This window comes from Fodinibius halophilus (assembly GCF_011059105.1).
GTDB classification, from domain to species: domain Bacteria; phylum Bacteroidota; class Rhodothermia; order Balneolales; family Balneolaceae; genus Fodinibius; species Fodinibius halophilus.
The window spans coordinates 284333-309432 of record NZ_JAALLS010000002.1; the positions used below are offsets into that span (position 1 = coordinate 284333).

General features: G+C 43.8%; 24 protein-coding genes and 1 other RNA gene. 8 read left to right on the forward strand and 17 right to left on the reverse strand.

Annotated features, from left to right (window positions below):
* The first annotated feature begins 72 nt into the window (after window positions 1-72).
* Both G3569_RS02965 and aat read left to right on the forward strand, forming a co-directional pair.
* The gene (locus G3569_RS02965) at window positions 73-2547 is read left to right on the forward strand and encodes a zinc-dependent metalloprotease (protein WP_240894591.1); all 2475 of its coding nucleotides are present in this window, start codon (window positions 73-75) and stop codon (window positions 2545-2547) included.
* Window positions 2548-2654: 107 nt separating this feature from the next.
* Window positions 2655-3254 carry a leucyl/phenylalanyl-tRNA--protein transferase gene (gene aat, locus G3569_RS02970; protein ID WP_165265922.1) on the forward strand — a complete coding sequence of 200 codons (600 nt, stop codon included), beginning with the start codon at window positions 2655-2657 and terminating at the stop codon, window positions 3252-3254.
* Window positions 3255-3391: 137 nt separating this feature from the next.
* Here aat and dxs read toward each other — a convergent pair whose 3' ends face one another.
* The 4 genes from dxs to G3569_RS02990 all read right to left on the reverse strand — a co-directional run bounded on the left by dxs (window position 3392) and on the right by G3569_RS02990 (window position 9406).
* On the reverse strand, window positions 3392-5314 hold the full coding sequence (gene dxs, locus G3569_RS02975) for a 1-deoxy-D-xylulose-5-phosphate synthase (RefSeq protein ID WP_165265924.1): 1923 nt from the start codon (window positions 5312-5314) through the stop codon (window positions 3392-3394).
* A gap of 6 nt (window positions 5315-5320) precedes the next feature.
* On the reverse strand, window positions 5321-5539 hold the full coding sequence (xseB, locus tag G3569_RS02980; RefSeq protein ID WP_165265926.1) for an exodeoxyribonuclease VII small subunit: 219 nt from the start codon (window positions 5537-5539) through the stop codon (window positions 5321-5323).
* Between the two features lie 57 nt (window positions 5540-5596).
* Window positions 5597-6913, reverse strand: coding sequence for an AI-2E family transporter (locus tag G3569_RS02985; protein WP_165265928.1), 1317 nt, complete (start codon window positions 6911-6913; stop codon window positions 5597-5599).
* 69 nt (window positions 6914-6982) lie between these two features.
* On the reverse strand, window positions 6983-9406 hold the full coding sequence (locus tag G3569_RS02990; RefSeq protein ID WP_165265930.1) for a DNA internalization-related competence protein ComEC/Rec2: 2424 nt from the start codon (window positions 9404-9406) through the stop codon (window positions 6983-6985).
* Window positions 9407-9583: 177 nt separating this feature from the next.
* On the opposite strand from G3569_RS02990, the gene G3569_RS02995 reads away from it, so the two are divergent.
* Window positions 9584-10621, forward strand: coding sequence for an isoaspartyl peptidase/L-asparaginase family protein (locus G3569_RS02995; RefSeq protein ID WP_165265932.1), 1038 nt, complete (start codon window positions 9584-9586; stop codon window positions 10619-10621).
* Between the two features lie 57 nt (window positions 10622-10678).
* On the opposite strand, the gene G3569_RS03000 is transcribed toward G3569_RS02995, so the two are convergent.
* Window positions 10679-11515 (reverse strand): purine-nucleoside phosphorylase, encoded by an 837-nt coding sequence (locus G3569_RS03000; RefSeq protein WP_165265934.1) that lies wholly within the window; start codon window positions 11513-11515, stop codon window positions 10679-10681.
* Between the two features lie 18 nt (window positions 11516-11533).
* On the opposite strand from G3569_RS03000, the gene G3569_RS18705 reads away from it, so the two are divergent.
* The gene (locus G3569_RS18705; RefSeq protein WP_276611285.1) at window positions 11534-11665 is read left to right on the forward strand and encodes a hypothetical protein; all 132 of its coding nucleotides are present in this window, start codon (window positions 11534-11536) and stop codon (window positions 11663-11665) included.
* A gap of 4 nt (window positions 11666-11669) precedes the next feature.
* Here G3569_RS18705 and G3569_RS03005 read toward each other — a convergent pair whose 3' ends face one another.
* The 6 genes from G3569_RS03005 to G3569_RS03030 all read right to left on the reverse strand — a co-directional run bounded on the left by G3569_RS03005 (window position 11670) and on the right by G3569_RS03030 (window position 14496).
* Complete coding sequence (locus G3569_RS03005; RefSeq protein WP_165265936.1) at window positions 11670-12296, reverse strand: DivIVA domain-containing protein; 627 nt, start codon at window positions 12294-12296, stop codon at window positions 11670-11672.
* Window positions 12297-12341: 45 nt separating this feature from the next.
* Complete coding sequence (locus G3569_RS03010; RefSeq protein ID WP_165265938.1) at window positions 12342-12710, reverse strand: hypothetical protein; 369 nt, start codon at window positions 12708-12710, stop codon at window positions 12342-12344.
* Window positions 12707-13024 (reverse strand): hypothetical protein, encoded by a 318-nt coding sequence (locus tag G3569_RS03015; protein ID WP_165265940.1) that lies wholly within the window; start codon window positions 13022-13024, stop codon window positions 12707-12709. The genes G3569_RS03010 and G3569_RS03015 overlap by 4 nt, the downstream gene beginning before the upstream one ends.
* 77 nt (window positions 13025-13101) lie before the next feature.
* Entirely contained in the window at window positions 13102-13395 is a 294-nt protein-coding gene (locus G3569_RS03020) for a hypothetical protein (protein WP_165265942.1), read from the reverse strand.
* A complete protein-coding gene (locus tag G3569_RS03025) occupies window positions 13395-13712 on the reverse strand; it encodes a hypothetical protein (protein WP_165265944.1) in 318 nt (105 codons plus the stop codon). Before G3569_RS03025 ends, G3569_RS03020 begins: the two co-directional genes overlap by 1 nt.
* Window positions 13713-13791: 79 nt before the next feature.
* The gene (locus G3569_RS03030; protein ID WP_165265946.1) at window positions 13792-14496 is read right to left on the reverse strand and encodes a YggS family pyridoxal phosphate-dependent enzyme; all 705 of its coding nucleotides are present in this window, start codon (window positions 14494-14496) and stop codon (window positions 13792-13794) included.
* Between the two features lie 287 nt (window positions 14497-14783).
* Here G3569_RS03030 and G3569_RS03035 point away from each other — a divergent pair, with 287 nt between their 5' ends.
* The 3 genes from G3569_RS03035 to rnpB all read left to right on the forward strand — a co-directional run bounded on the left by G3569_RS03035 (window position 14784) and on the right by rnpB (window position 17070).
* Window positions 14784-15824 carry a Nif3-like dinuclear metal center hexameric protein gene (locus G3569_RS03035; protein ID WP_165265948.1) on the forward strand — a complete coding sequence of 347 codons (1041 nt, stop codon included), beginning with the start codon at window positions 14784-14786 and terminating at the stop codon, window positions 15822-15824.
* A 33-nt stretch (window positions 15825-15857) separates the two neighbouring features.
* Entirely contained in the window at window positions 15858-16592 is a 735-nt protein-coding gene (locus G3569_RS03040) for a zinc ribbon domain-containing protein (RefSeq protein WP_165265950.1), read from the forward strand.
* 113 nt (window positions 16593-16705) lie between these two features.
* An RNA gene (gene rnpB, locus G3569_RS03045) (RNase P RNA component class A) lies at window positions 16706-17070 on the forward strand.
* 68 nt (window positions 17071-17138) lie between these two features.
* Here the strand turns inward: rnpB and G3569_RS03050 are convergent.
* The 5 genes from G3569_RS03050 to G3569_RS03070 all read right to left on the reverse strand — a co-directional run bounded on the left by G3569_RS03050 (window position 17139) and on the right by G3569_RS03070 (window position 21408).
* Window positions 17139-17915, reverse strand: a complete 777-nt coding sequence (locus G3569_RS03050) for a M90 family metallopeptidase (RefSeq protein ID WP_165265952.1) — start codon at window positions 17913-17915, stop codon at window positions 17139-17141.
* 9 nt (window positions 17916-17924) lie between these two features.
* Window positions 17925-18392 (reverse strand): SsrA-binding protein SmpB, encoded by a 468-nt coding sequence (gene smpB / locus G3569_RS03055; RefSeq protein WP_165265954.1) that lies wholly within the window; start codon window positions 18390-18392, stop codon window positions 17925-17927.
* 68 nt (window positions 18393-18460) lie between these two features.
* On the reverse strand, window positions 18461-18877 hold the full coding sequence (locus G3569_RS03060; RefSeq protein ID WP_165265956.1) for a hypothetical protein: 417 nt from the start codon (window positions 18875-18877) through the stop codon (window positions 18461-18463).
* 64 nt (window positions 18878-18941) lie between these two features.
* Window positions 18942-20171, reverse strand: a complete 1230-nt coding sequence (locus G3569_RS03065) for a site-2 protease family protein (protein ID WP_205720002.1) — start codon at window positions 20169-20171, stop codon at window positions 18942-18944.
* A gap of 13 nt (window positions 20172-20184) precedes the next feature.
* A complete protein-coding gene (locus tag G3569_RS03070; protein WP_165265958.1) occupies window positions 20185-21408 on the reverse strand; it encodes an arginine deiminase family protein in 1224 nt (407 codons plus the stop codon).
* A 243-nt stretch (window positions 21409-21651) separates the two neighbouring features.
* Between G3569_RS03070 and G3569_RS03075 the strand changes: the two genes are divergently transcribed.
* Complete coding sequence (locus tag G3569_RS03075) at window positions 21652-22506, forward strand: transglutaminase-like domain-containing protein (protein ID WP_165265960.1); 855 nt, start codon at window positions 21652-21654, stop codon at window positions 22504-22506.
* Window positions 22507-22706: 200 nt separating this feature from the next.
* Here the strand turns inward: G3569_RS03075 and G3569_RS03080 are convergent, their stop codons facing one another.
* Window positions 22707-24998 (reverse strand): glycosyltransferase, encoded by a 2292-nt coding sequence (locus G3569_RS03080; protein WP_165265962.1) that lies wholly within the window; start codon window positions 24996-24998, stop codon window positions 22707-22709.
* Between the last annotated feature and the right edge of the window lie 102 nt (window positions 24999-25100).

Here is a 25100-nt window from a genome sequence, read left to right on the forward strand (position 1 = left end):
TCCAGCTATTTTAAACTCTTAGCGAAAAATAGTTACTTACTAGCAGTTTGAAACGACCATTAAAAAACCATCATGATGAAAAGACTGGCATTTCTTTTATACGTATTGTTGTTTACAGTAACAGCGGTTACGATTGCACAAGATACCCCTACAATTAGTGAGAAAACGAAAGGGTTTGAAAAGCAGGAGGGGTACTTCACCTATTACTGGGATGACACCAACGGGAAGGTGTGGCTGGAGATCGATAAGTACGATACTGAGTTTTTATATGTTAACTCCCTGACAGCGGGTGTCGGTTCTAATGATATTGGTCTTGATCGTAATCAGCTGGGAGATAATCGAGTGGTTTATTTTGAACGCCGGGGTCCCAAGGTATTGATGGTGCAGCCGAACTATTCGTATCGTGCTATTACCGACAATCAGAAAGAGAAACAGTCGGTGCGCGATGCTTTTGCAAATTCTGTGTTATGGGGTTTTAAAGTTGCTGCTGAAGAGGATGGCAAGGTATTGGTTGATATGACGAGCTTTTTGATGCGGGATGCACATGGGGTCAGTAACGTATTGCAGCGCAATAAAGAAGGAAGTTATAGTGTGGATGAAAGTCGCTCAGTCCTCTACCGGGAAGCGACTATGAACTTCCCTGAAAATACGGAGTTTGAAGCTACCCTAACCTTTACAGGGAACAAGCCAGGTCGCCAGGTGCGTTCGGTCACGCCTACTGCTGATGCCATTACAGTTCGTCAGCACCATTCTTTTGTGAGGTTGCCTGATGATGATTTTGAGCCCCGTAAATTTGATCCCCGGGCCGGATACTTTGGTATCAGCTATCAAGATTATAGCACGCCCATTTCTGAGTCCATTGATAAGCGATTTATCACCAAGCATCGATTAAAGAAGAAAAATCCCGATGCGGAAATGAGTGAGCCGGTAGAGCCGATTGTGTATTATCTTGATCCCGGGACGCCCGAGCCGGTACGGAGTGCTCTGTTGGATGGTACTCGATGGTGGAATCAGGCTTTTGAAGCAGCGGGATATAAAGATGCGTTCCAGGTAAAGATGTTGCCCGATAGTGCACACCCGATGGATGTTCGTTATAATATGATTAACTGGGTACACCGTTCTACCAGGGGATGGTCGTATGGAAGTTCAGTAGTAGATCCACGCACGGGTGAGATTATTAAGGGACATGTGTTGCTTGGATCGTTACGTGTTCGCCAAGACTATCTGCTAGCTGAGGGATTGCTTTCTCCTTATAAAGAGGGAGTGAATTTTGATGAGGATAATCCCATGCTTGAGATGGGCCTGGCTCGTATACGCCAGTTATCAGCTCATGAGGTGGGGCATACACTGGGGCTTGCCCATAATTTTGCGGCCAGTACGAATAATCGTGCCTCGGTGATGGATTATCCGGCGCCCAAAGTTGGAATCAAAAAAGATAGTACCCTTGATCTTTCGAAGGCCTATGATACCGGTATTGGTGAGTGGGACAAGGTGACGATCACCTACGGATATAAAGATGTACGAGGGCTACCCAGCGCGGAAGCAGCCCTGGAAAATGTTATAGAAGATGCTATTGATGAAGGGCTGCTGTTTATTTCAGATAGAGATGCGCGTCCGGCAGCCGGAGCACACCCCAAAGCGCACCTGTGGGATAACGGGAAAAATGCGGTAGACCAACTACATCATATAATGCAGGTTCGGGAAATAGCACTGCAGAACTTTTCTGAATCAAATATTCCCACCGGTACGCCAATGGCAAAGCTTGAGGATACACTGGTACCTATGTATTTATTGCATCGTTTCCAGATTGAAGGTACCGTAAAACTTGTCGGGGGATTGGATTATAGCTACAACCTACGAGGCGACAGTCAAAAGGGGCCAAAGCCGGTGGCCGATTCCACACAGCGGGCTGCTCTAGATGCTATGTTGGCAACCCTGTCTCCAGAGGCACTGGGTATGCCCGATCGTATTTTAGATCTTATTCCTCCACGGCCTCTCGGTTATTATGATTCCAGGGAGCTGTTTAATAGTCATACCGATCCGGCTTTTGATCCGTTGGGAGCTGCAGAAACAGCTGCTTCTATGTCAGCAGAACTCCTCTTGAATACCAACCGAGCAGCTCGCTTGGTAGATCTTGAGGCTCGCAATGCCGATAATCTTGGCTTGGGTGATATGCTGGATAAGCTGATTAAAAATACATGGCAGAAGAAGGTGGGAAAAGGATATGAGGGGGCTCTGCAGAATACTATTAATCATGTTGTCTTATATGAGATGATTAAGCTGGCATCCCATGAAAATGCTTCTACCCAGGTTAAGGCAATTACTAATCTTAAGCTTGAAGCTCTTCGAGAATGGATGAAAGTGAAAGCCGAAAAAGGAGAGGCAGGGGCTCAGCGAAAGGCCTCGCTCTTGTACGGTTATCGAACACTCAAGCAATTTAAAGAAAAAGGTGATTCCTTTATGCCTGCCTCCCCATTATCGCCCCCTCCGGGGTCACCAATTGGAAGTGGTGAGGTACCACATCTTGAGTGTGGATTAAGTGAATGATATGTTAAGACAGGACAGGGATTGTTTCGCTATGGGAAAGCGGAACAATCCATTTTATTTAATTGCCAATCAAGATAGGTTGCCAAAATATATTTTAGAAGGTTTCAATGATTTCTCCCCAAGAACTTCTTAATGCGTATGCCAATGGGGCGTTTCCGATGGCGGATTCTCGTGATGATCCCGAAGCCAAATGGTATACTTCGAGCCGGCGTGGAATAATCCCTTTGGATGAATTCCGGGTCTCATCGAATGTGCGTAGGATCGTCCGAAATCATCATTATAATATAAAGTTTGATTATGCCTTTCGTGATGTGATAGAGGGGTGCGCTGACCGGGAATCAACATGGATTTCTCATGATATTGTTAATTCGTATTGTCAGCTGCATCGCCTTGGTCATGCCCACTCGGTGAGTGTATACAATAAAAAATGGGAGCTGGTTGGTGGTCAGTATGGTGTCTCGTTGGGCGCTGCTTATTTTGGGGAATCGGTGTTTGGATGGGCTAAAGAAGCCTCCAAGGTCGCCCTGTACTGGACCCATAAAGCGTTGGAACAGGGAGGGTTTGAGTTATGGGATACCCAGTTCTGGACCGAGCACCTTGCTCGGTTCGGCTGTGTTGAGATTCCTGCTGATGAGTATGAAAAACGATTGGATGATGCGCTTAAAAAGGAGGCCTCATTTGAATCTGTATCAACGGATATGGAGTAGTATAATCTCAATATTATCGAGCCTTTCTTAATCTTTACTTATCAGAAGGATAGCTTTATGGGGTAGCGAAAGGGTTTAAAAAAAGCTCTCAGGATTTTGTTCCCGAGAGCTTTAAAAAATGATTAGTGAACTGCCTTTTAGCTTTTTAAAACAGTCGTTTTTAAAACTTCTCGTACTTTGTTTTTAATACTTTCCGGGTCAAGACCAACTTCTTGGTGAAGCTCTTTTTGGGTGCCGTGTTCTACAATGCGATCTGGAATACCCATAATGGTAGTAGGGGTATGGTACGGTTTGTCAGCCAAGAATTCTGCGACTGCGCTTCCGAATCCTCCTAACTTGGTTCCATCTTCAATGGTGATGATGTGGTCATAATTATGGCAAACCTCTTCAACCAGATAAGTATCCAGTGGTTTGGCAAAGCGCATATTGAAGTGTCCTACATTAATACCCTCTTTGGCAAGGTCGTCTGCTGCATCCATAACATAATTGCCAAACGGTCCGAAGCTTAAAATGGCTACTTCATCCCCGTCGCGCAGCTTTTGGCCTTTGCCTATCTCCATTGGTTTAAACCCTTCGGGGTAATCCATGCCGGTAGCTCGTCCTCTTGGATATCGGATGGCCCACGCTGCCTCATCATATTCAGAGGCGGTGTACATCATATCCCGAAGCTCTTCTTCGTTCATGGGAGAGGAGACAATCATGTTAGGAACTCCACGAAGATATGAGATGTCATATGCTCCGTGATGAGTTGGGCCGTCAGCACCAACAAGACCTGCTCGGTCAATACAAAATACTACGGGCAGCTTTTGAATGGCTACGTCATGAATAACCTGATCATACGCTCGCTGCAGGAAAGTAGAGTAAATAGCAGCAAAAGCTTTTTTGCCTTCTGCTGCCAGGCCGGCCGCAAAGGTTATGGAATGTTGTTCGGCAATACCCACATCAAAGGCACGGTCAGGATATTTTTCCATCAGAGGCCACAAGCTGGAGCCGCTGGGCATGGCCGGGGTAATACCGACAATATCTTCGTTTTCATCCGCCAGTTCTACCACCGCTTCTCCAAAAACATGCTGGTATTTGGGGGGCTTGGGAGTGGTATCGGGATCTAATGTTTTACCCGTAATCTTATCAAAAGGGCTGCTTTGTGCATGCCATTTCGTTTGTTCGCGTTCTGCAGGGGCAAACCCCTTGCCTTTAACAGTGACGGCATGCAGGAGCTTGGGACCAGGAATATCTTTCAGATCTTCGAGGTGGCGCCGCATGGTATCAACATTGTGCCCGTCAACAGGCCCGTAATATTTGAAACCCAGCGCCTGGAACAGGCCGCCCGGGGTAATAGCAGCAGTAACAGCTTTTTCCAGCTTTGATGCCACTTTACGCATTTTGTCACCGGCAGATTTAAAGTGTCCCAGCATGTCGTAAATTTCATCGCGCAGCTTATTAAAGGTTTTGCTGGTAGTGATATCTGTTAAATACTCTTTGAGTGCACCAACATTTGGGTCAATAGACATGCAGTTGTCATTGAGGATAACCAAGATGTCAGAGTTCATAACCCCTGCGTTGTTCATTGCTTCAAACGCCAACCCGGCAGTCATGGCTCCATCACCAATAACAGAGACCACTTTTTTATCGCTTTCATCAAGGTCGCGAGCTACAGCCATACCAAGTCCCGCTGAAATAGAGGTGCTGGAGTGGCCTACCCCAAAAGTGTCATATTCGCTTTCGCTGCGTTTGGGGAAGCCTGAAAGACCGCCATACTTGCGATTTGTGTGGAAGTTATTGCGGCGACCGGTAAGAATTTTATGGCCGTATGCCTGGTGACCAACATCCCACAATAACAGATCTTTGGGAGTGTCATATACATAGTGCAGGGCTACTGTCATCTCAACAACCCCAAGGCTGGCACCAAAGTGACCACCATGAATGGATACGATATCTACGATAAAATCCCGCAGTTCGTCACATACATCAACAAGCTGTTCGGGATCTAATTTTTTGAGATCGTCCGGAGAGTCAATTTCAGCTAATAAAGGTCCGGGCGTAATTTCTTCAAATTCCATATTCTGCTATTCATTATCATTATCGTTGGCATGTTGTTCCGCTACATTTTCAATGCGCAACTCTGCCTCTTCAAGCGTTTCTGTACAGAGGTTAGACAATTTAATACCCTCTTCGTACAGTTCGATAGACTTCTCCAGGGAGATCGATTCATCTTCCAGTTCTTTTACTATCGATTCCAGTCTAGATAAAGCCTCTTCGAAGCTTGGTCGTTCCTTCTTACTCATAAAAAAATTTATTAAGCCTATTTGTCGCAATATAGAAAACCATAAAAATAAAAAGGTTTAACCGTTGGAATCCAATTCTTTTTCCATTTCCTGCTCTTTCTTCTTTTTCTGTTTTTGGGTTTCCCGATCAAATTGCTGGATAAAGGAGTCTAATTCACTGCCACTCAAAAACGAGATCTTCTGTGTTTCCCGATATTGTTCGTAAAATACGGAAATTAATGCAGCCGAGGGAACGGCAATAAGTAAGCCCAGAAGGCCAAACATAAAACCAAATAGCAGCAATGATACCATTACAAGCAGAGGGTGGAGCCCCACATGGCGGCCTACCACTCTTGGTACAATAAATCCTGATTCCAAAACCTGTTCAATGGCAAAAACGATATAGATACCGGGCAGAAATTCGTACCAGGGTTGACCGGTAGAGATACCCACTAATGTACATAGTGTTACACTGAACCACAGCCCAAAAGTGGGGATGAAATTTGTGAGTCCTGCTACAATACCTAGTACCAAGGCATAGGGGATGCCAACAAGATAAAAACCGATACTCAGGTTTACGGCGCTAATCAGTACAACAATAAACTGTCCACGCAGGTATGCCCCTACAATTCGACTAATTTCCGTGGTATAGTCCGTAGACACATTAACAGGGGTGATCAGTGAGCGTACAAATACCCCGATTTTTTTATAGTCCCGGATCATAAAAAAGCAGAGAAAAGGCATCAGTATGATAAGAAATACTACGGTAACAATACTACCGAGCCCCGCGACATAAGTTGATGACAGGGAGGTAAGTCCACGGTAAAACTCTTGAGTAAGCAGGTTAAGCTGGGTAACGAGTTTTGTTTTTATAGATGCCGTATCAAAGCCAAGTCGCTCAAAGATGATAAGGATGCCGGAGTCTTCTACAACTGCTTCGGTATTGTTGGAGATTTCGTAGAAGAAAGAGCCCAGTTTTGAAATCTGTTCGATAAGTGGGGGGATAGCAAAAAACAGCACAAGGGCCAGTACCCCAAGGCTGGCTACGGTAAAGACGCCGGCGATAGCTCCGCGTGGTATACGGCGCCGTTCGAGCATCTCAACAAGCGGATTTATGATGAATGCAATAATATAAGCCAAGACAAAAGGAATGAGCAGGTGTCCGGAATCATAAATAAGCCAGAGTCCCGCCGAAAAAAAGGTGGCATATAAGAGGGCCCGTGCTACCGGTTGTTTCCTGATAGGATACAGCACAATGCCGATTAGCAGGCCATAGCCCAGTGGGTTAATAAGATGTTCCAAAAGGTACATCAAAAAGAGCAGGCCGGCTACTCCGCCGCCCATCAGTATTAATTGCCCGCGCTCGTTAAGCCACGAATGTGGATGTTTTGCCATAAGTATATCTGTTATTCAATGAGAAACAATTTAATTGATGCATAAGAATTGTCCAACCTTCTGGGAAAGCTATTTTAGGGGTTGTTTGGTGATATCCTGACCGTCGGAGATAAAAACGGCAGCCCCGTTAAGGCTGGTAAAATGGAGGGCAGAGATATATTTCTGAAGTCGCCTTATAGCTGCTTTATGCGGGTGATTAAACTTGTTTTTTAAGGCGAGTGATACCACACCTTTTTGCGCCGTAGTCTGTTGTAACAGGGAGGCGGTAGAGCTTGTTTTGCTCCCGTGATGGGGCACCTTAATAAAATCTGTATTCATTAATCTCGGGTAATTGGTAAGTAGCTCTTTTTCTTGCTCCTGTTCGGCGTCTCCCATAAAGAGAAATTCTGTACTGCCATAGATAAGCTCAAGTATAAGTGAACTGTTATTCATGTTAGCACTATGTTCTTGTGCGTTGGGACCATATACAAAAATTCGTATTGAGGGATCCATCGTTACTTTATTCCCGGCGCTAAGTGGTACTATCGGAATGTTCTTCTTCGCCGCTTTTTGATGGTATTGTTGATACAGTTTGGAATTATAAATAGCTCCTGAGTTATAGATGGTATCGATGGGGATTTGGTTAATGAGTTCAAGGATACCTCCAATATGGTCGGCATGCGGATGAGAAAGAAAAACGCCATTGAGTTTATCAATGCCTTGTGCTTTAAGGTGAGGCAGAAGAATGTATTTCGCACTGTTGTAGTTGGGTTGCCAGCGACCTGCATCTATAAGAAAGTGTTTGTTGTTTGGAGTACTTACCAGTGCGGCATCTCCCTGGCCTACATCAAAGACTGTTATCTTTAGTTTTTGAGGAGCTGTTTTGTGGATGATAGACTTGCCTTGGTTTGCACAGAGCAGCAGGAGTAATAGGATAAGTGTTTTCCAGCGTAGTTTTGGGATCGGGAGAGCGGCAAGAAATAAGATGGATACAGCCCAGATTCCGAAGAATAGCAGGCTGTCAATATGAACCTGAATCCAGCTTCCGGGCCAATGAGCTAACACCGTTACCAGCTGATCCAGACCTTGCAGAAAGTATTCTATTGGGAGGTTTAGCAGTTTTGCTGCTTCTGGGAACAGCATCCCAATGGGTAGCAGTAGAAGGGCCAGGGGCACAGCAATCCCCAAGAAAGGAACGACGAGTGCATTGGCAAAAGGCCCGACAAGCGAAAACTCTCCAAAGTAGTAAGCCAATAGCGGAAATAAGCCCAACTGTACAATAAAGGAAATGACAACAATCATCAGGGGCTGTCCATAGCAACGATGTTGTACCCAGCTTGGGAGCGCGATTGATATTACAGGTGCAACCAGTAGAATAATGTATACAGCACCAAATGAAAGCTGGAAGCCAATGGAAAATAGGTCGCTCGGATTTAGTAATAGAATAATAAGTGCCGCGACAGCCGTTAGGTTTTTGGAATTTCGAACTTTATAAAAGAGCTTGCCATAGGCCAACAAGCCCCCTACTAATGAAGCTCTTGTGACTGAGGCCGAAAAGCCAGTAAGGCCGGCGTAAAAGAAGAGAAAGCCAATCAGAATGGCCAGCCCCAGCTGTTTGCCAAAACGAAAGGTCCAGAAAAAGGGGATTATGACCCAAAATGGGGCCAGGATAAAACCAACGTGCAGGCCCGATACGGCCATGATATGGGAAAGCCCGGCGCGCGAAAATGCCTGTTTATCTTCTCGGGTTAGTTCATTCTTGTGACCAATAAGCAGTGCTTTGGCCAATGGGGCGGTCTGTTTGCTAAAGTTGTTATTGATAGCATCCAGTATCCGTTGCCGTATATCGGACCATCCCGGGAGGGAGGTCTTGACAGGGGCAATATGATGAATGGTCTTAATACCTGCTTGTGTATAAATACCTATTGAGGCCAGATAGTTTTTATAATTGAATTGAGATGGGTTACTTGGATCTTCAAGTGGATATATTGTAGCCGTAAAGGTAATTCGGTGACCCAATTTTATTTTGGGAGGTAAGGGAGAGTTTGTTGAGTCAAGTAGAGTTCGCAACGTGTAGGGTTTAGCCCAGCTAATATCATTTGGAAAGGTGGTTGTGTCTACATCTATATCCAGCTGGTATTTTCCGGAAGCTGTTGGCTTTATCTGCTGTATTGATCCATGAAAAGAGAGCTCCTCCCAGGTGTAGCTATTGAGTAGCTGGGCACTTGGAGGGGGTACTCTGTAGTCAAAAAAAGAATGCCAGCATCCGCCAAAGGTAATTATCATCCCCAAATAACAACAGAGGGCAATGCGGAACGAGGTAGTACGCAAAGAAACCTGATGATACCATTCACTTATGATATAGATACCGGCTAAAATTCCAAAAGTGGTGGCCCAAAAAGAGGTAGGGAGGGGCGCCTGATAGTCTATAATAATACCGGTACCCAGCAATATAAGCAGTCGTATCGCCGGGTAGGAGGCAAAAGGGAATCGATATGTTTGATGAATATCCACATAAGTATGACCGATTATTGGCCTGATCCTTACTAATTATTAATAAATAATGTTTCAGGATGAAGATGAGCTTTGAAATGGCATTGGCGGTGCTTATAATTTTAGACGGATAAAGAGCGCTACTACTGCAGTATAGCTGAGGCGTAACGATATAATTACAATTAAACTTTAAGGGATATGAAATTCGGTAAAGCATTAATCACTGTTCTTGTGCTGGGGGTTATCACAGGAGCTGTTTACATCAGTAATCAACAGGAAAAGACGACAGACACAAAAAAGAAAGATTGGGCACTGGTTATTCATGGAGGTGCTGGTACCATCTCTAAAGATAAGCCGGATTCGGTAGTAAAGGCCTATAAGAATGATTTAAGTGAAGCACTCGCTATTGGGGAAGATATTTTGAAAAGCGGGGGCTCTGCCTTGGATGCGGTTGAGAATGTGATAAACTACCTGGAAAATAATCCCAAGTTCAATGCAGGAAAAGGAGCTGTCTTTACTCATGACGGTGGACATGAGCTGGATGCGGCAATCATGCTTGGAAACACGCGTGAGGCCGGGACGATAACCGGGGTTAAAACGGTTAAAAATCCTATTTCATTGGCAAGGTTGGTAATGGAAAACTCTAAGCACGTGATGTTTGCCGGCGACGGGGCCGAAAAATATGCTGATAAGTTTGAACTGGAACGGGTAAATCAGGAATATTTTTATACAGAGCATCGTCATAAGGCATGGAAGCGAGCACTCAAAAGAGAAAAGCAGAAAGATGCACAGTCCGGGTTAATGGAACTGACTCCCAAAGAGCTGAAAGAAAAGTATGGAACTGTTGGGGCTGTAGCTGTAGATAAAGAGGGGCAGATTGTTGCAGGGACTTCTACGGGCGGCATGACAAACAAAAAGTTTGGTCGGGTTGGCGATGTCCCCATTATTGGTAGTGGTACCTATGCCAGCGATGTAGTAGCAGTATCTATGACAGGCTGGGGCGAAAAAATAATGCGCGCTGTTTCCGGCCACACGGTTAGTGCCTATATGAAGCACAAACCGGCGAGTCTTGAAGAGGCAGGAAGTTACCTGCTCGAGGATCTGCTTAATAAAGGCGAGGCCGGAATGATCGCCGTAGATAAAGATGGAAATACGTATATGGGCATGAATACACTAGGAATGTTTCGCGGAGCTGCAGACTCGGAAGGGAACCGGGAAGTGGCAATCTGGGAATAAAGAAAATAATAGAAAAGTGAGGGGCATAGGTATAACTGCTTATGCCCCTTTTCTATGTTACAGGCGTTTGAGCACTCCTGTAATAACTTGGGTCATTTGTGGTTCTGCAATACCTGCCGCTTCTAATACTTCTTCGATATTGACAGGTTCCAGGGCATCAGGGAAACATTCATCTGTTATTACCGATATTCCTAACACTTCCATGCTCATATGAACAGCAGCAATCACTTCGGGTACAGTGCTCATGCCTACCACATCGGCACCAATGTTGCGCAGAAAACGATACTCCGCTTTGGTTTCAAGAGTAGGTCCGCTTAGGGCAAGGTAAACACCTTCGTGCATTTTAATTCCTTTATCCAGAGCTACTTGCTCAGCAATGTCGCGTAGTCGTTCGGTGTATGGATCGCTCATGTCAGGAAAGCGGGGTCCAAGCTCATCGTCGTTGGGACCAATAAGCGGATTGTCGCCCAACATGTTAATATGATCATTAATAAGCATGATTTCTCCACGGCCAAAGTTTGGATTCATGCCGCCGCAGGCATTACTCACAATAAGTGTATTGGCACTGAGCTCTTTTATAACCCGAATCGGGAACGCGATCTCTTGCATCGAATAGCCTTCGTAGTAGTGAAACCGTCCCTGCATGGCAACTACATTTTTTCCACTCAGGGTGCCAAAAAGAAGGCGACCGGCATGGCTTTCAACCGTTGAAACGGGAAAATGAGGAATATCGGAATAGGAAATACTGTCTTCGACGTCAATTTCGTCTGCCAAGTCGCCAAGTCCTGTACCGAGGATCACCAAATAATCAGGTCGTTCGTCTGTTTCTTTTTGCAGAAAGGTGAGTGCTTCATCGCGTTTTTTTCGAAATTCTTCTACAGATTCTCGGTGCATAAAAGGGTAGCTGTTATTTTGAGTTGCCAATCAGAGTTGATCCGGAAAGATAAAAAAGATGCAGAGAAAACGGTATCCGAAAATAGTACGGCTTACGAAAAGGATAGCCTGTGGGGCAGTGTATCGCTGGGCTATGAGCTGAGCTTATAAGTTGCTAGTCCAGCTCGTCGATGATGTCGTCCATATCTTCGGCCCCGGGAGGTAAGGGTTGAGCCTCTTCTTCAAAATCGTTGTTTTCATTTTCGACAACACTTTGGGTCCGCCGTTGGGCCTTTTCATTCAATTTATCAGAAAATTTATCTTCATCGGCAGGCAGGTCAAAAAGTGCTGCTTCATCTTTGGAAAACTGTTCCAGCGATTCTTGGGCCATCTCCAGGTATGAGCGGATGCCACCGATTATTTCTTTTCGGCGATCAAGTAAACGGATGATACTCTGCCGCACTTGTTGGCGCTGCTGCGTAGCCTCTCGAATAATGGATTCGGCTTCCATTTCAGCCTTTTCAATTTTATTGCGTGCATCTTTACGTGCGCCTGTCAACTTCTGTTCTGCCGACTCTTTGGCCGTTTGCAAGGTCTCGTGCAGTGCTTCTTCGACACGTTCATAGTGCTTGAGTTTATCTTCAAGCTCATCAATACGGTTTTCCAACTCCCGGTTTTTGGTAACCATATGTTCCCATTCGTTGGACATGAGATTCAAGAACGCCTGAACTTCGGCTTTGTCGTAACCGCGCAGCGATTTCTCAAATTCCTGTTGCTTGATTTCAAGTGCAGTCAGTTTCATAGCTTGGGCCCTAAATAATCAGATAAATTTGTGTAATGTAACGTGCTACTCGTGTAGCATATTCTTTAAATTACTATCATCATTGGAACCGGATTGTTCCTTGGTTGTTTCTCGATCTTCTATTTCAATGCTTTTTTTAGGTGCTTCAATCTTTTTAGTGTCTTCAGAAGATGACGATTGTTCTGATTGTTCATCTGTAGCAATCGTTTCTAAATTTTGCAGACGCTTTTCGGTATTCTTTTTGTGTTCCATAAATGCTTTAGCCAACCTGTTAAACTGTTCTTCTTCAACAGAGCTGTTTTTTCTATTGATCCAGGCTTTTATTAATCCAAATGTTTTTGATGCCAGGTAGCCAACAAGGGCAAAAGCCCCCAGGGAACCTACCAAGGCAACTACCATCTCTTCAAAACTCATGATCGTATTTTTTCTTTTTCATTAAGATCGTTTGATAATTCATTCTCTGGTTCAGGCGGTGCTTCCAGTTCTATGTAAGATTCACTGCTATCTTTCTTCTCAGCAATAGCTCGTTCAATATTATTCATTCGTTGTTCCATCTTCTTCTTATGCTGTACAAAAGCTCTTGCCAGGCGGTCGAAATCTTCAGCGTCAATGGAAGTTTTTTTATTTTTATTTATCGATGACCGAACCATGTCAAACAGCTTCCACATAATTAGGCCACCCAGGAAAGTACCGAATCCTATTAAAATTAGTGCTACTAAGGTATCCATAACTTCATCCTCCTTTGTGCAGTGACATTAATATCTTCCATACGACATTCTGCTTGGGTTGATGTTGTAGTATGGAGCTAGGACCTTGTTTTTTCTCCTTGGCGAAGATCGTTGGTCAATGTGCTTTCTTCAGCCTCAGGAGCTTCAATCTGGGAATAGTGTTCCTCTTCGCCGTCTTCTTCAGTAATAATGGCTTCAAGGTTTTCTACTCTTTGCTCCATATCTTTTTTGTGTTGTACAAAAGCTTTGGCCAACCGGTCAAACTGGTGTTCCAGCTCGCTATTGTTGTTTTTCCGATTTAGCCACGACTTAATGATGCCGGTTGTACACCCTATCGCCACAAGAATAATGACAAAAACTTCACCTTCCATTATTTGGTCCTCCGTTTATCAGCCATATTTGAGACTTCTTGTTGATTCTGCTCTTTGATGGATGGTTCTTCTTCAATTTCAATCTCTTCCATTCCACGTCCTGATCCGGTTGAAAACTCTTCGGGTTCGCCGGCCGCAATAGCTTCTAAGTTCTCGATTCGGCCTTTGAGAGCATTAACGAGCTTTCGCAGATCTTCCACTTCTTCTTCATTTTGACGACTCCGGTTCATCATTGACATTTTATTTTTTTGATATTCGATGATGAAGCCGCCAATAATTGCTACGAGTGGTATAAGAACCCAGATCCAAGCTGCCATAATAGAAGTCTTTTAAGTTATCATTATGTAATGTACTAAATCTCAAAGAGATTGAAAGTACTTTTAACGATAATTTGCACTAGTAGTTACGTTCTCCGAAAATAGCGCGTCCTACACGTACCATCGTTGCTCCTTCTTCGATAGCAACTTCCATATCGTTAGTCATGCCCATTGATAATTCATCAAGTTGCACATTGTCAGCTTCAAACTTGCGGTGGTTATCTCTAATTTGGCGTAATTTCTGGAATTGTGGACGTACTTTTTCTACCTCTTCGGGATCAACAAAAGAGGCCATACCCATTAAGCCGCATACGCGCACATGATCCAGCCCCTGGGCATAGGTTAGTATTTCTTCGAGATCGTCTTCTTCACAGCCACTTTTTTGATCTTCCCCGCTGATATTAATCTGGATAAGCGTATTAATCGTTCGGTTGATGCGAGAAGCTCGTTTTTCGATTTCTCTCAAATACTTTGATTTTTCGATCGAATGAATCCAGTTAACCCGCTCAACCATATATTTTATTTTGTTTGTTTGCAGGTTTCCTACCATATGCCACTGAATTTGTTCTTCTTCGTAGGCTTCCATCTTATCTTGTAGCTCCTTCGCACGGTTTTCTCCAAAGTGGATCTGGCCGCAACCAAAAGCTTCTTTAATGTTTTCCAGCGGTTTCATTTTGCTGACTGCTACAAGGGTGATTTCCTTGGGGTCGCGCCCAGCTTGCTTACAAGCTTCGGTAATGCGGTTGTTTAGCGTAGATAGGTTTTGGCAAATATCTTCGGACATGCAGCTGTATTTTGTTTTTAGTTTTTAAAAAGATCTTCTGCATCCATTGTTATAATAAATGAATGTTTTGTGCTCGAATGATTCGATTAAAAAGTAGTCGGTATATTGTTGAAAATAAGCTTTTAAGAAAGGTATTAAAATGGTATTTTGTAAGTCTGAAAACAAAGACTCGAACATACATTGATCACTCTCACACTGAGTATTTTTTATTTCGACTCTGATATAATTGCTCATCGCCTCAGGTGCGATTTAACCACAACACCAAAGCACGGAGGGCGATAGCCAGAATGAATATTCAGGTCCGGCATATTTCCACTTTCTTACACCAGTGGGCACCGCCCAGCACCAAGCTCGATTACGACAACGTCGGATTGCTTGTTGGCGATCCCAACCAAGAAATTTCGCGAGCACTTACCTGTCTTGATGTAACCTTAGATGTTGTGGACGAGGCAATTCAAAAGGGTTGCGATCTTATCATAGCTCACCATCCCCTTATTTTTAACGGTATTGACCGTATCAATCCTACCAATGAGCAGGGGAAGATTATATTTAAGCTGATTAAAAGCGATATTGCGCTTATTGCAGCCCATACCAATCTCGACGCTGCCCTCGATGGGGTTTCTTTTGTACTTGGCAAAAGATTGGGTCTCGAAAACATGAAGTTTTTGGATAACAGCTACAATATCAGCCGTAAAATTGTATTGACTACGAACCATTCTGACAGCGAATCGGTACTAAAGCTCTTGAACTACTATTCGGCTGAAGAAGCACACTATTATAAGGTAGAAGGGAAAAAAGAAGGGCAGTTTACCTATGAAGCCATTATGGATGAACATAATGTTTCGGACCTAAAGAAGGAACTTCAGAAAAATGGCTTGTTGCGCAGCGGTAGCTTCCAGGTGATGGATGTTGCCAGTGCTTCTAACAATGTAGGTATGGGCGTAGTTGGCTTTTATCGCGACAAGGGATTGACCCAGCAACAGTTTTTGGACACCGTTTCTGAAGCATTAGATGTAGAAGCTATCCGTTTTTCAGGCTCTGTTGACCGCATTAAAAAAGTAGCAGTTTGTGGCGGAGCGGGTGTATCACTGGCACGCAAAGCAATTGGACAGGGCGCGCAGGCCTTTGTAACAGCAGATATTAAATACCACGATTATTTTACCGATACCGAAGATTTTTTACTGGTCGATGTAGGCCATTACGAAAGCGAAGTGCCTATGGTAGCGGCGCTTCAGCAGGAACTGTCTGAGGCATTTGAACAGCTGGACGTTCTTGAAACAGAAGTAGTTACCAACCCAATGCAGGTTTTTATACCTGGAAATAAATAAAATCCGCAGGAATAAACGACGATACCCTAATCTATGGAAGAAGTACTTCAACAATTAGCTAATCTCCAATATATCGACAGCAGAATCGACGAGCTAAAGCAGCTGCGCGGAGATCTGCCGGAAGAGATCCTTGATATTGAGACGGACATCAATCGGTTCGAAGCCAAAATTGAGCGGCTTGAAAATGAGAAGACAGACTTGAAGGTTGAGAAAGACAACCTTGAGCTTGAGATTAAAGACGCTCAAAATAAGATGGACAAATATGAGGAGCAGCAGATGTCGGTGCGTAATAATCGCGAATACGATGCGCTGACCAAAGAGATTGAGTCTCAAAAGCAGATTATAGAAAATGCAGAATCACGCCGAGAGGAGATCGATAAACGGTTAGATGAGATTGATCCTGAAATTGAAAAGTATCAGGAACAGCTCGAAAAAACTCAGAAGCTGCACGACGAGAAGCAAGCCAACCTCAAAGAGGTTAAAAAGGATACTCAGAAAGAAGAGGATATGCTCGAAGAGAAACGTGCTGAGGTCGAGAAAAATATCGACGATCGCTATCTCCGAAGCTATAACCGCCTTCGAAATGGGTTGTCAAACGGCCTGGCTGTTGTACCTATGGAAAAAGGTGCTGCACTTGGAATGGCGTTACCTCCTCAAACCCAAGTCGAAGTTCGTCATAAGAACAAGATTATTATCGACGAAAATAGTGGGCGTATTGTAGTGCATCCCTCTTTCTTTGAGAATGCTAAAGAGCAACTGTCGCTGTAAATAGCTGATTAGATACTGTTTTATATGGAAGATGTACGCATCTAGAATGATGTGGTACATCTTTTTTGTTTTAAGAATATAATAACGACTCTTGTAAAAGAGTTGCATATTATGAGGATGGTCGGGCAATCGCCCCGCACATAATTATGTGCGGGGAGGAAAGTCCGAACACCAACGAGTACCGTGCTTCCTAACGGGAAGATCCGGGTAACCGGTTAGCCAGTGCCACAGAAAATAGACTACCCCGCTTTGTGCAGGGAAAAGGTGAAAAGGTGAGGTAAGAGCTCACCGCTCCGGTGGTAACATTCGGAGGGCTCGGTAAACCTCACGGGGTGCAAGCTCACGCAGACCGTTGTGCTACTCGTCGCAATACGGTCGGGTGGAGTGCTCGAGCCCCGAAGTAATTCGGGGCCAGATAAATGATTGCCACCTAACGTAAGTTAGGAGACAGAATTCGGCTTACAGACTGTCCTCTCTTTTTTAATATCAGAAGGCCGCCCGTAGAGGGTGGCCTTTTGTTATTTGAAGGGCCATCAGGTTTGGAAACTAGGAGTTAAGATAGGTGGCCGGATCTTGCTGGTAGAACTGTTGTAATTGCCGATATAGCTCCGGGTGCTTTTTCTTTAGTGCCCGCGGTTGTTCAAAAAAGGATTCGGTCACGACAGCAAAAAATTCTGCAAGGTTCGTGGCACCATATTCATCAATAAGAGTATGCTGGTTTTTCCTGATAGCCTCTAGTAATTTATTGTACTCCTTACCTACTACCCAGCCCCACGACAAAAAGGTAGATTCGTCGCCGGTAGATTCTATCTCATTCGTTGCTCCATAGTCGTAATCCAGCTGGTGGGCAAATTCGTGAAATACCAGGTTGCGGCCGTCATGGATATCGGAAGCTCCATTTTGGACTTCATTCCAAGCCAGCACTACATGGCCGCGCGACCAAGCTTCGCCGTGGCGACGCTGGTATCCCTCTTCTACAAAAAAACTGTTGCGATTACTTTTGACCCGTGCAACATAAGTTTCCGGGTAGATAAGAACCGATCTTAATCCCTCGTAAAATGAGGAAAGGTCTTCAATGCCCAGTAATAGAATACAGGCTTGCGCTGCTACGGTAATACGAATTTCATCTGTTATTTCCAGGCCGGCACAGCCTTCAAAGCTCTTCTCTTTAACAAAGATATTGATAAGGCCGTTAAGCTTTTGCTCCAGCTCTGGTGGCAGATGTTGAACATAAGGGACTTGCTGATGAAGAATTTGCTTCCACTCGTCCGGGAGTGGTTTTTTCATCAATCTCTTCCGCCGCCATTTTTTAAAGCCAAACATGAGGTGGTATTACATATTTACTTTGTACGACCCTTTGTATTTGCGATCCAGTTCGCGCTTCATGTCGCGTTCTTTAATGTCTTCTCGTTTGTCATGCTGCTTTTTACCCTTACCAATGCCGATTAGTACCTTGGCGTACCCTTTTTTAAAATACAGCTTAAGGGGTACCAGGGTATATCCCTTTTTGGAGACCGCCTTATCCATATCTCGTATTTCGCGCTTGTGCAGCAGTAGCTTGCGGTCACGACGTTCATTGTGATTTTCGTATGAAGCATGTTTGTATGGTTTGATATACATATCGTGCAGCCATACCTCTCCATCTTTAAGGTAGGCAAAAGCTTCGCCTAGGCTGGCATTCCCCTCCCGAAGAGATTTAACTTCTGTTCCTTTAAGGGATATGCCCGCTTCATAGGTCTCATCGATATGATACTCGTGACGAGCTTTCCTGTTTTTTATTGTTGGCGGTGAATTGGACATTGTCGAAAAGATTAAAAGTATTGGAAATCAGAAAATTGTGCTACCGGAATGTGTTTATCCGTTGGCTGCTAGTAGTCAAACCCAAGCTCACGGAGATCACTGACGATCTCTTTTCCGGGTGATTTGTCGGGCATAGTGCTATATATTCCCATAATCTGCTTGACCTCGCTACGAGCCTTTTGGTTTTGAGGATTCAAGTTAAGCACCTTAATGTACTGCTCAAGTGCTGATGTCATGCGGTCGCGCATTGAGCTGTCTTCGGGTCCTCTGTATTCAAGATATAACCCGTAGTTCAAATATGTTTTTTCTTTAAGGCGATCCAGGTTGTCTTCTTTGGTTGGATCTGCATCGTTGAGCACCTTTATAGCTTGCGTATAATTATCTTCGGCAATGAGCTGGTCGATGTGTTCGCCCAAATTTTCGGGGGTGCTGTTGGAACACGAAATAAATAGGGTGCAAAGTACTAACAGGAAAACGTAACGCATGAAGTGGTATTGTTTATAAAGTTATGCTGGTTAAATCTGATTGTTAAAGATAAGCAAAAGATTGCTAGATTAAATATAAGGGATTGGGGCTAATACAGAGTATAAAAATGGCCATACTTACCCATCCCAATAATTTTCGGGTGGTTGTGAGTTCTCGTTCTCGTAGCGCCGGGGGATGTTCAACACCCACGAGATAGGCGATAAAGAACGACCAGACTACCCAGATTAATGAGCCTGAGGTGGCAATGTCTCCCACATATAAATAGAGATATCCGGCTGAAAGGGCCATGCTGGTACCCAGTACGGGTAAGATCCAATCCAGTTCTTCATGAAATGCTTTTCGTAACAGGGTATACAGAACCCCCGCCCAGATGATCCAGCTTAAAACCCCATAGCTGTTATCAAATTCGCCCAGTGATAAGTGGATAAAGGGGATGGCCTCTATGCCGGCCAGGGTAATGAGGATGCCAAAGAAGATACGAGCTACTTTTTTATGGGTTTCATATCCTAAAAGAGAATAGAGGATATGCCCGCCATCGAGCTGTCCTATAGGTGTCAGATTCAGAGCTGTGAAGAAGAGTCCCAGCCATCCTGCAAATAAAAAGGGATAATGATACATCTCCCACATAGGAGGTACATTTTCAAAGAAAGATGCCAGAAATCCATAAAGCAGAGTATTGCCTACCATCAGTAGTTGGCCATCCGTTTCTTGGGGTGGGCTATCGGGATAAACACCATGTTGGGCAACATACTCTTTCACTTCTTGGTGGCCCTGGAAATTTTCGATATATGAGGCATCGGGCAGTGTAGAAAAGCCGTAGAGTAAAATGACTAGCGACACCACAAAACCAGCCAAAGGACCTGCAGCCCCGACATCAAACATTTTATAGGTGTCATTGATTTTTTGTTTGATGCGGATAACAGCTCCTATGGTTCCAATACCCAGGGGGACGGGTATAAAATAGGGGAGTGTTACTTTGATGTTGTGATAAAGGGCTGCAAAATAGTGGCCAAACTCATGTACTCCCAAAAAACCAAGTAAAAGGCCGGCAAATAAGGCTCCCCGGTAGAAATCCGAGAGATTTGGCAGTCCCAGAGGGAAGAGGCTCGGTTCAAATCCCACAAAACCGGCGCCAGCCAAAGATACCGTAACAACGGTAACCAGAAAGAGTCCCAGATGTTTAGCAATGGTTTTGGGATCTAAATCTCTACGGGCTTGTTTGCCAATAGAATGCTGATTGTTAACTTGGTTGATTGTGAAGTTTTGTGTGTCGCTTGAAGTTTTGTTATCCAAAGGTAAAGGTAATTTATTTTGCTCTTGCAATAGGCATAGTCATGCATCGGGCGCCGCCGCGTCCCCGGCAGAGCTCATGACCTAAAAAGCTGATTGCAATTTTATGTTCACTGGGGTCAAATGAGGTGTTTTCAAACGCTTCTATAAATTCATATTGATTCATCAGTTCATAGCCGTGCTTTTGCAACTCATGAAATGTATTCGTGTTTCGTTCGTAACCTACAATGATGCCGGGAGCCAGTGAGAAAACGTTAGCACCGTCGGTCCATTGTTCACGAAATTGATTTGTTCTTTGTTCGCCACCGCATTTTATGAACGTAAAATCATGCCCTATAAGTTCTTCTAATGCAATTTTAAGAGAAGGCATCGACTGAGCGGTAACAGCCCCATTTTGGGAGTGTAACGCTACAATATTGTTTTTTCGTTCATTGATCGCCGGGGGGAAAGCGACACATTCATTGTCGCTGGCGAAAGTGAATATGGTGTCAAGGTGCATAGAAGAGCGCTTCTTGGGGATGTCAACGGCCAATACATGTTCTACCCCCTGCTTTAGCAGCCCTTCGGTGGCGGTCATTAGCCCACTGAATGAGGTACGCTCACTCATGCCGATAAGTACTACCTTATCTGAGGCCACCAATACATCGCCCCCTTCAATAGATTCTTGATCTGATATTTTTATCGTTTTACCTCGAAACTGTTCAAACATAGGGTGGAACCGTACCATTGTTTCGGTAAGAATAGATTCACGGAATCGTGCTTGTTTAGCGGGACGTGATAGGAGAATACTCTCATTGACCACCACGGCAAGATCTCGGGTAAACAGCATGTTGGGGGTGGGATGCATCGTAAAGCCCGGAATGGATGGGGTAGTACCTTCAACTATAAACTGCAAGAGGTCCTTAGGGGGTAACTGCAGGAGGTCTTGCTCAATGGTATGAAGGTTTTCGTGCTTTAATTCTTTTATCATGCTTTTAATGCAGTAGCTGCGGGCATCTTCATTTTGAAAGCATTCCAGGAAAAGATCCGTAATTTGATGTATCTCTCCATCTTCAGGCATTGCCACGTCAAAGATTTTGAGCATATCCTGGTGTTCCTTTCGGGCATCTTCTTCAAAGATGATATCGTCGAATAGCAGTTCATCTTTAAGTTCGGGGTTAACCAGGGATACTTCGTTCCCGGGGGTATGCACAACCACGCTTTGCAGCCGATTGGTTTCGGAGGTGATAGAAAAAGACATAAAACTTAATAGATTTTAAAATGAGCCGATAACAATATTAATGTAGGCCAATATTTGTTTTAAATGGGATAAAATGTATGCAAATACTGCCCTCAAATATACGCTTTGAATGAGCAATTTTTAAATCCTCATTCAGTTGGAATAATCTATGAAAATTTGGCTATATTTTTCCGCACGATTTATAGCTTAAAGCTGTTAAAAAGTGCAAGCATAGAACCGATGAACTTTTGAACTCGTGATACAATGTCTTCAAAATCAGAAATAGAATCTCTGGTTTATCTGTTGGATGACCCGGACCCTTATATTCACACGGAAGTTAAAAACAGACTTTTCGAGCTTGGAGAGCAAGCTGTACCGCTTTTAGATCAACATAAAAGTGAAGTGGAAGGGGAAGAGGAACGTGCGCTCATTCGTGAAATCATCCAGTGGATTACTTACAGCAGTGTCGAAGAAGATTTTTTGGATATTATTGAAGGGGGAGTAAATAATTTAAAACAGCTTGAAGATGCAGTTTTTATTTTATCTCGATTTGAAAACCCAACATTGCGCGAAAGGGAATATAAACAAAAGTTGGATCGTTTTGCGCAGATGATAGGGGATGAAGTTCGGTACTCTCTTGATGACAGTCAAAAGATGCATGCTGTACTCGATTATGTTTTTACGGATCTTGGATTTACTGGCAGTACCACGGACTATTACAATCCCGAGAATTCATTTTTACATCGTGTAATTGATCGCCGAGAAGGGCTGCCAATTTCATTGGCATTAATTGTGTTATTCCTGGGACGCAGGCTAAACCTGCCGTTTTATGGGGTCAATATGCCTATCCATTTTATGTTAAAATACAAGGGGGAGGTTGAAGAGGTGATGATTGACCCTTTTGATCACGGAAAATTGGTAAACTATAACCAGTGCTATTACTTTTTAAAGCAAAATGGTGTTGAACCTCAGAGCACACATTTTGAAACAGCCGACGAAACAGAAATTCTGGCTCGTTGTATTCGTAACCTGATCAACAGTTATAAAAAATTAGATAAGCTGGATACCGTTGAAAGCCTTAAGAAGTTACTAAGCACGGTAGAGATGTTAGCCCGATGATATCAGTAAAATAAGTGATTTTGAAGTTATGATCTTTATACCCATTTTATAGTGCGTCTTAAATGACGTCTCTCTTGATGAATAGTGAGGCTCTGCTTTGATCGGCAGGGCCTTTCTTTTTTACCCAGTTCTTAGGCTAAGCCATAGAAGTTTCACCAATCCCATATTCACAGCCATCTTTTGATGTAAAGTGGAAAGCATTAAAGCTTAAACCCAAAAGCATCCTTTTCTTCGTTAGTAAACTCAAAGGGATTGATCTGTTCAGCCAGATCATAAAAAGAGCTAGCCTCATCTTGGTTGCCGCTAAACTTATGAATATCACCGGCAAGCTTATAGAGCATCGGGTTAGCAGGCGTATGTTTCATAAGTTCTTTAAGGAGGGGAATCGCCTGGTCAAGATCTTTATTTTCTACATTGATAGCCAGCTGGTAAAGGTCGGCTCTGAGTGATTCATTCTGAGGCTTCAGCTGGCTGAGATAGTGCGTGCAGCGAGAATAGATGTTGCGATTATAATAGAAGCGCACCAGCTGATAAATAAGTGAAGCCGGCAGTTCAATATCATCAAGACGATCTTCGAGCCGACGCATAATTTCCCGTTCATCCATTACCATAAAAAGGTGAACCAGCTTACAAAGTGTTTCTGCGTCGTGGCTTGTTTTGAGGATCTCCGTTTTTAACTCATCAGTAAAGAGTTCCTGGAACTGTTTCTGGATTTCTTCTTCCGGGAAGAGGGGATTGACCAGGTCGTCGAGTGCTAAGAGTTGGTCGAAGGTACTCAGCGACTTTAGCTCTTCTTTAGAAAAGACTTCTACATCCCACTTCTCATTAAAATAAGAGACGTTTCGCCAGTACTGTTCACTTTCAGTGTCAAGGTCTAATGAAAAGGTTGTAGTGCCAAAATGGTGTTCTACGCTAACGTGAGGGGCAATACCTACTTTATGCCCCTTTTTTCGGGCCTGGAAACAGATATCAATATCCTCGAAAAAAGCCAGCTGGAACTGTTCATCCATTTTTAATTCTGTGTCTAAACGGATCATCATACAGAAGCTGTCGAGGTATTCGGTACGAACCAGTTTGGGATCGGAATCTTCTACATTTCGCTTGGCCTGCTCGGGGTTCAGGGTTTTATTGGTGCTTGGCCCAAGGATAGCAAAATCAGGGTGGGCATCCATGAGTTTCTTCAGTTGTAAGAGCGAATCACTATTGAATTCAACATCATTATGGATGATACAGGCATATCGCCCATTTGCTTTGTCAATCCCTTGGTTAACGGAGGCAGCAAAGCCGATATTCTTATTATTGGTAATTACTTTACAATTCAAGAAGTTCTTTTCTTTGAGCTCGTCAAGGTAATCATGGGTGTCGTCAAGGCTGGCATTGTCAACTACAATAAGCTCCACCCCAGACTTACTGCAGTGTTCGGAGATCGATAAAAGACAGTGTTCCAGAGCCGGTTTACCGTGTGTGGTAGTGGGAATGATCAGGCTTAATTCAATACCTTCCTCTTTTGATTCTTCTGCCCTCGATGGTTCATCGGTTTCTTCTGGTTCTGATACTTGAGACCTGTTGACTTCATGTTTAAGTTCGGAGGCTTCTACAAACCGTCGCTTTTTTTCGAGAATTTCTATTTTTAGCTGCTGTGCTTTTTGATGGCTGGGTTCACTTTCAAGCACCTCTTCAATGAGCTCCAACGCGGAATTAAAGCGCCCATCTTTTTTCATTTGCAGGGCTTCGGCCAGTAACTCGTTATCAAAACTTTCAGTTGGCGTTGTTTTTGATTTATCACTTAGGGTGTTAAGCTTGTCCAAAAGCTCACCATGGACAACTCCTGAAATATCTGCTCGACGCAGAATCGTTATCAGCAATTCTTGTTGGCTATAGCTGTTAGGCTTCGGTAAATCAATAAAGCTACTGGGCGTATACCAGTGGTCTGGTGAGTTTAAAGATGAAATATCTCCCAGTCGAGCAGCCAGCTCTATACCATGGTGCTGCTGTAGGTAGGGATTAAAGAAGTGATTGGCCGGTGAAATTACCGGTAAATTCCAGATGAACTCACCGTCGGTGAGCCAGCGGTCTTCCAATATAAGATCAACCCATTGGCGGTGGGTAGAGGGAAGGTTGTAGCTTTGAGTAAGAGCAGCACTGTCAGAGTCAAGAAGCCGACGAAGTTGTTGGGCCAGTTGTTTTTCATTAATACTTCCTATGGTCTCAGGAGCCCAGAATAATGGAGCATTACATTGTAATATAGCTTCATTTAGCGAATTACCACGTCCTACCGGTTTGCTATGAGAATAGTAAAATGTTTGCTCATGTTGGTGATAGTCCAACAGCGATTCGATAGCATCTTTACTTCCGTCAGTAGAACCATCATCAATCAAAAAAAGCTCGATTGGAATATCATTGAGTTCATACAATGATGTTAAGGTTGCTTCAATAACATCCCGTTGGTTATGAACAACAATAGCTACCGAAAGAAGCGGTTTGTTAGGCATAGGGTTACGTCAAAAATGACAAGTTAGTTCACTGAAATATACGAGGTGTAGTTTAAAAGGCGAAAATAATTCAATTTGCATACTCAGCTACAGTATAAGAAT

What these genes read in the sequence shown, in the direction of transcription:
- G3569_RS02965 (WP_240894591.1), top strand. Translation starts at nt 73, where the DNA reads ATGATGAAAAGACTGGCATTTCTTTTATACGTATTGTTGTTTACAGTA.
- aat (WP_165265922.1), top strand. Translation starts at nt 2,655, where the DNA reads ATGATTTCTCCCCAAGAACTTCTTAATGCGTATGCCAATGGGGCGTTT.
- dxs (WP_165265924.1), bottom strand. Translation starts at nt 5,314, where the DNA reads ATGGAATTTGAAGAAATTACGCCCGGACCTTTATTAGCTGAAATTGAC.
- xseB (WP_165265926.1), bottom strand. Translation starts at nt 5,539, where the DNA reads ATGAGTAAGAAGGAACGACCAAGCTTCGAAGAGGCTTTATCTAGACTG.
- G3569_RS02985 (WP_165265928.1), bottom strand. Translation starts at nt 6,913, where the DNA reads ATGGCAAAACATCCACATTCGTGGCTTAACGAGCGCGGGCAATTAATA.
- G3569_RS02995 (WP_165265932.1), top strand. Translation starts at nt 9,584, where the DNA reads ATGAAATTCGGTAAAGCATTAATCACTGTTCTTGTGCTGGGGGTTATC.
- G3569_RS03000 (WP_165265934.1), bottom strand. Translation starts at nt 11,515, where the DNA reads ATGCACCGAGAATCTGTAGAAGAATTTCGAAAAAAACGCGATGAAGCA.
- G3569_RS03005 (WP_165265936.1), bottom strand. Translation starts at nt 12,296, where the DNA reads ATGAAACTGACTGCACTTGAAATCAAGCAACAGGAATTTGAGAAATCG.
- G3569_RS03010 (WP_165265938.1), bottom strand. Translation starts at nt 12,710, where the DNA reads ATGAGTTTTGAAGAGATGGTAGTTGCCTTGGTAGGTTCCCTGGGGGCT.
- G3569_RS03015 (WP_165265940.1), bottom strand. Translation starts at nt 13,024, where the DNA reads ATGGATACCTTAGTAGCACTAATTTTAATAGGATTCGGTACTTTCCTG.
- G3569_RS03020 (WP_165265942.1), bottom strand. Translation starts at nt 13,395, where the DNA reads ATGGAAGGTGAAGTTTTTGTCATTATTCTTGTGGCGATAGGGTGTACA.
- G3569_RS03025 (WP_165265944.1), bottom strand. Translation starts at nt 13,712, where the DNA reads ATGGCAGCTTGGATCTGGGTTCTTATACCACTCGTAGCAATTATTGGC.
- G3569_RS03030 (WP_165265946.1), bottom strand. Translation starts at nt 14,496, where the DNA reads ATGTCCGAAGATATTTGCCAAAACCTATCTACGCTAAACAACCGCATT.
- G3569_RS03035 (WP_165265948.1), top strand. Translation starts at nt 14,784, where the DNA reads ATGAATATTCAGGTCCGGCATATTTCCACTTTCTTACACCAGTGGGCA.
- G3569_RS03040 (WP_165265950.1), top strand. Translation starts at nt 15,858, where the DNA reads ATGGAAGAAGTACTTCAACAATTAGCTAATCTCCAATATATCGACAGC.
- G3569_RS03050 (WP_165265952.1), bottom strand. Translation starts at nt 17,915, where the DNA reads ATGTTTGGCTTTAAAAAATGGCGGCGGAAGAGATTGATGAAAAAACCA.
- smpB (WP_165265954.1), bottom strand. Translation starts at nt 18,392, where the DNA reads ATGTCCAATTCACCGCCAACAATAAAAAACAGGAAAGCTCGTCACGAG.
- G3569_RS03060 (WP_165265956.1), bottom strand. Translation starts at nt 18,877, where the DNA reads ATGCGTTACGTTTTCCTGTTAGTACTTTGCACCCTATTTATTTCGTGT.
- G3569_RS03070 (WP_165265958.1), bottom strand. Translation starts at nt 21,408, where the DNA reads ATGTCTTTTTCTATCACCTCCGAAACCAATCGGCTGCAAAGCGTGGTT.
- G3569_RS03075 (WP_165265960.1), top strand. Translation starts at nt 21,652, where the DNA reads ATGTCTTCAAAATCAGAAATAGAATCTCTGGTTTATCTGTTGGATGAC.
- G3569_RS03080 (WP_165265962.1), bottom strand. Translation starts at nt 24,998, where the DNA reads ATGCCTAACAAACCGCTTCTTTCGGTAGCTATTGTTGTTCATAACCAA.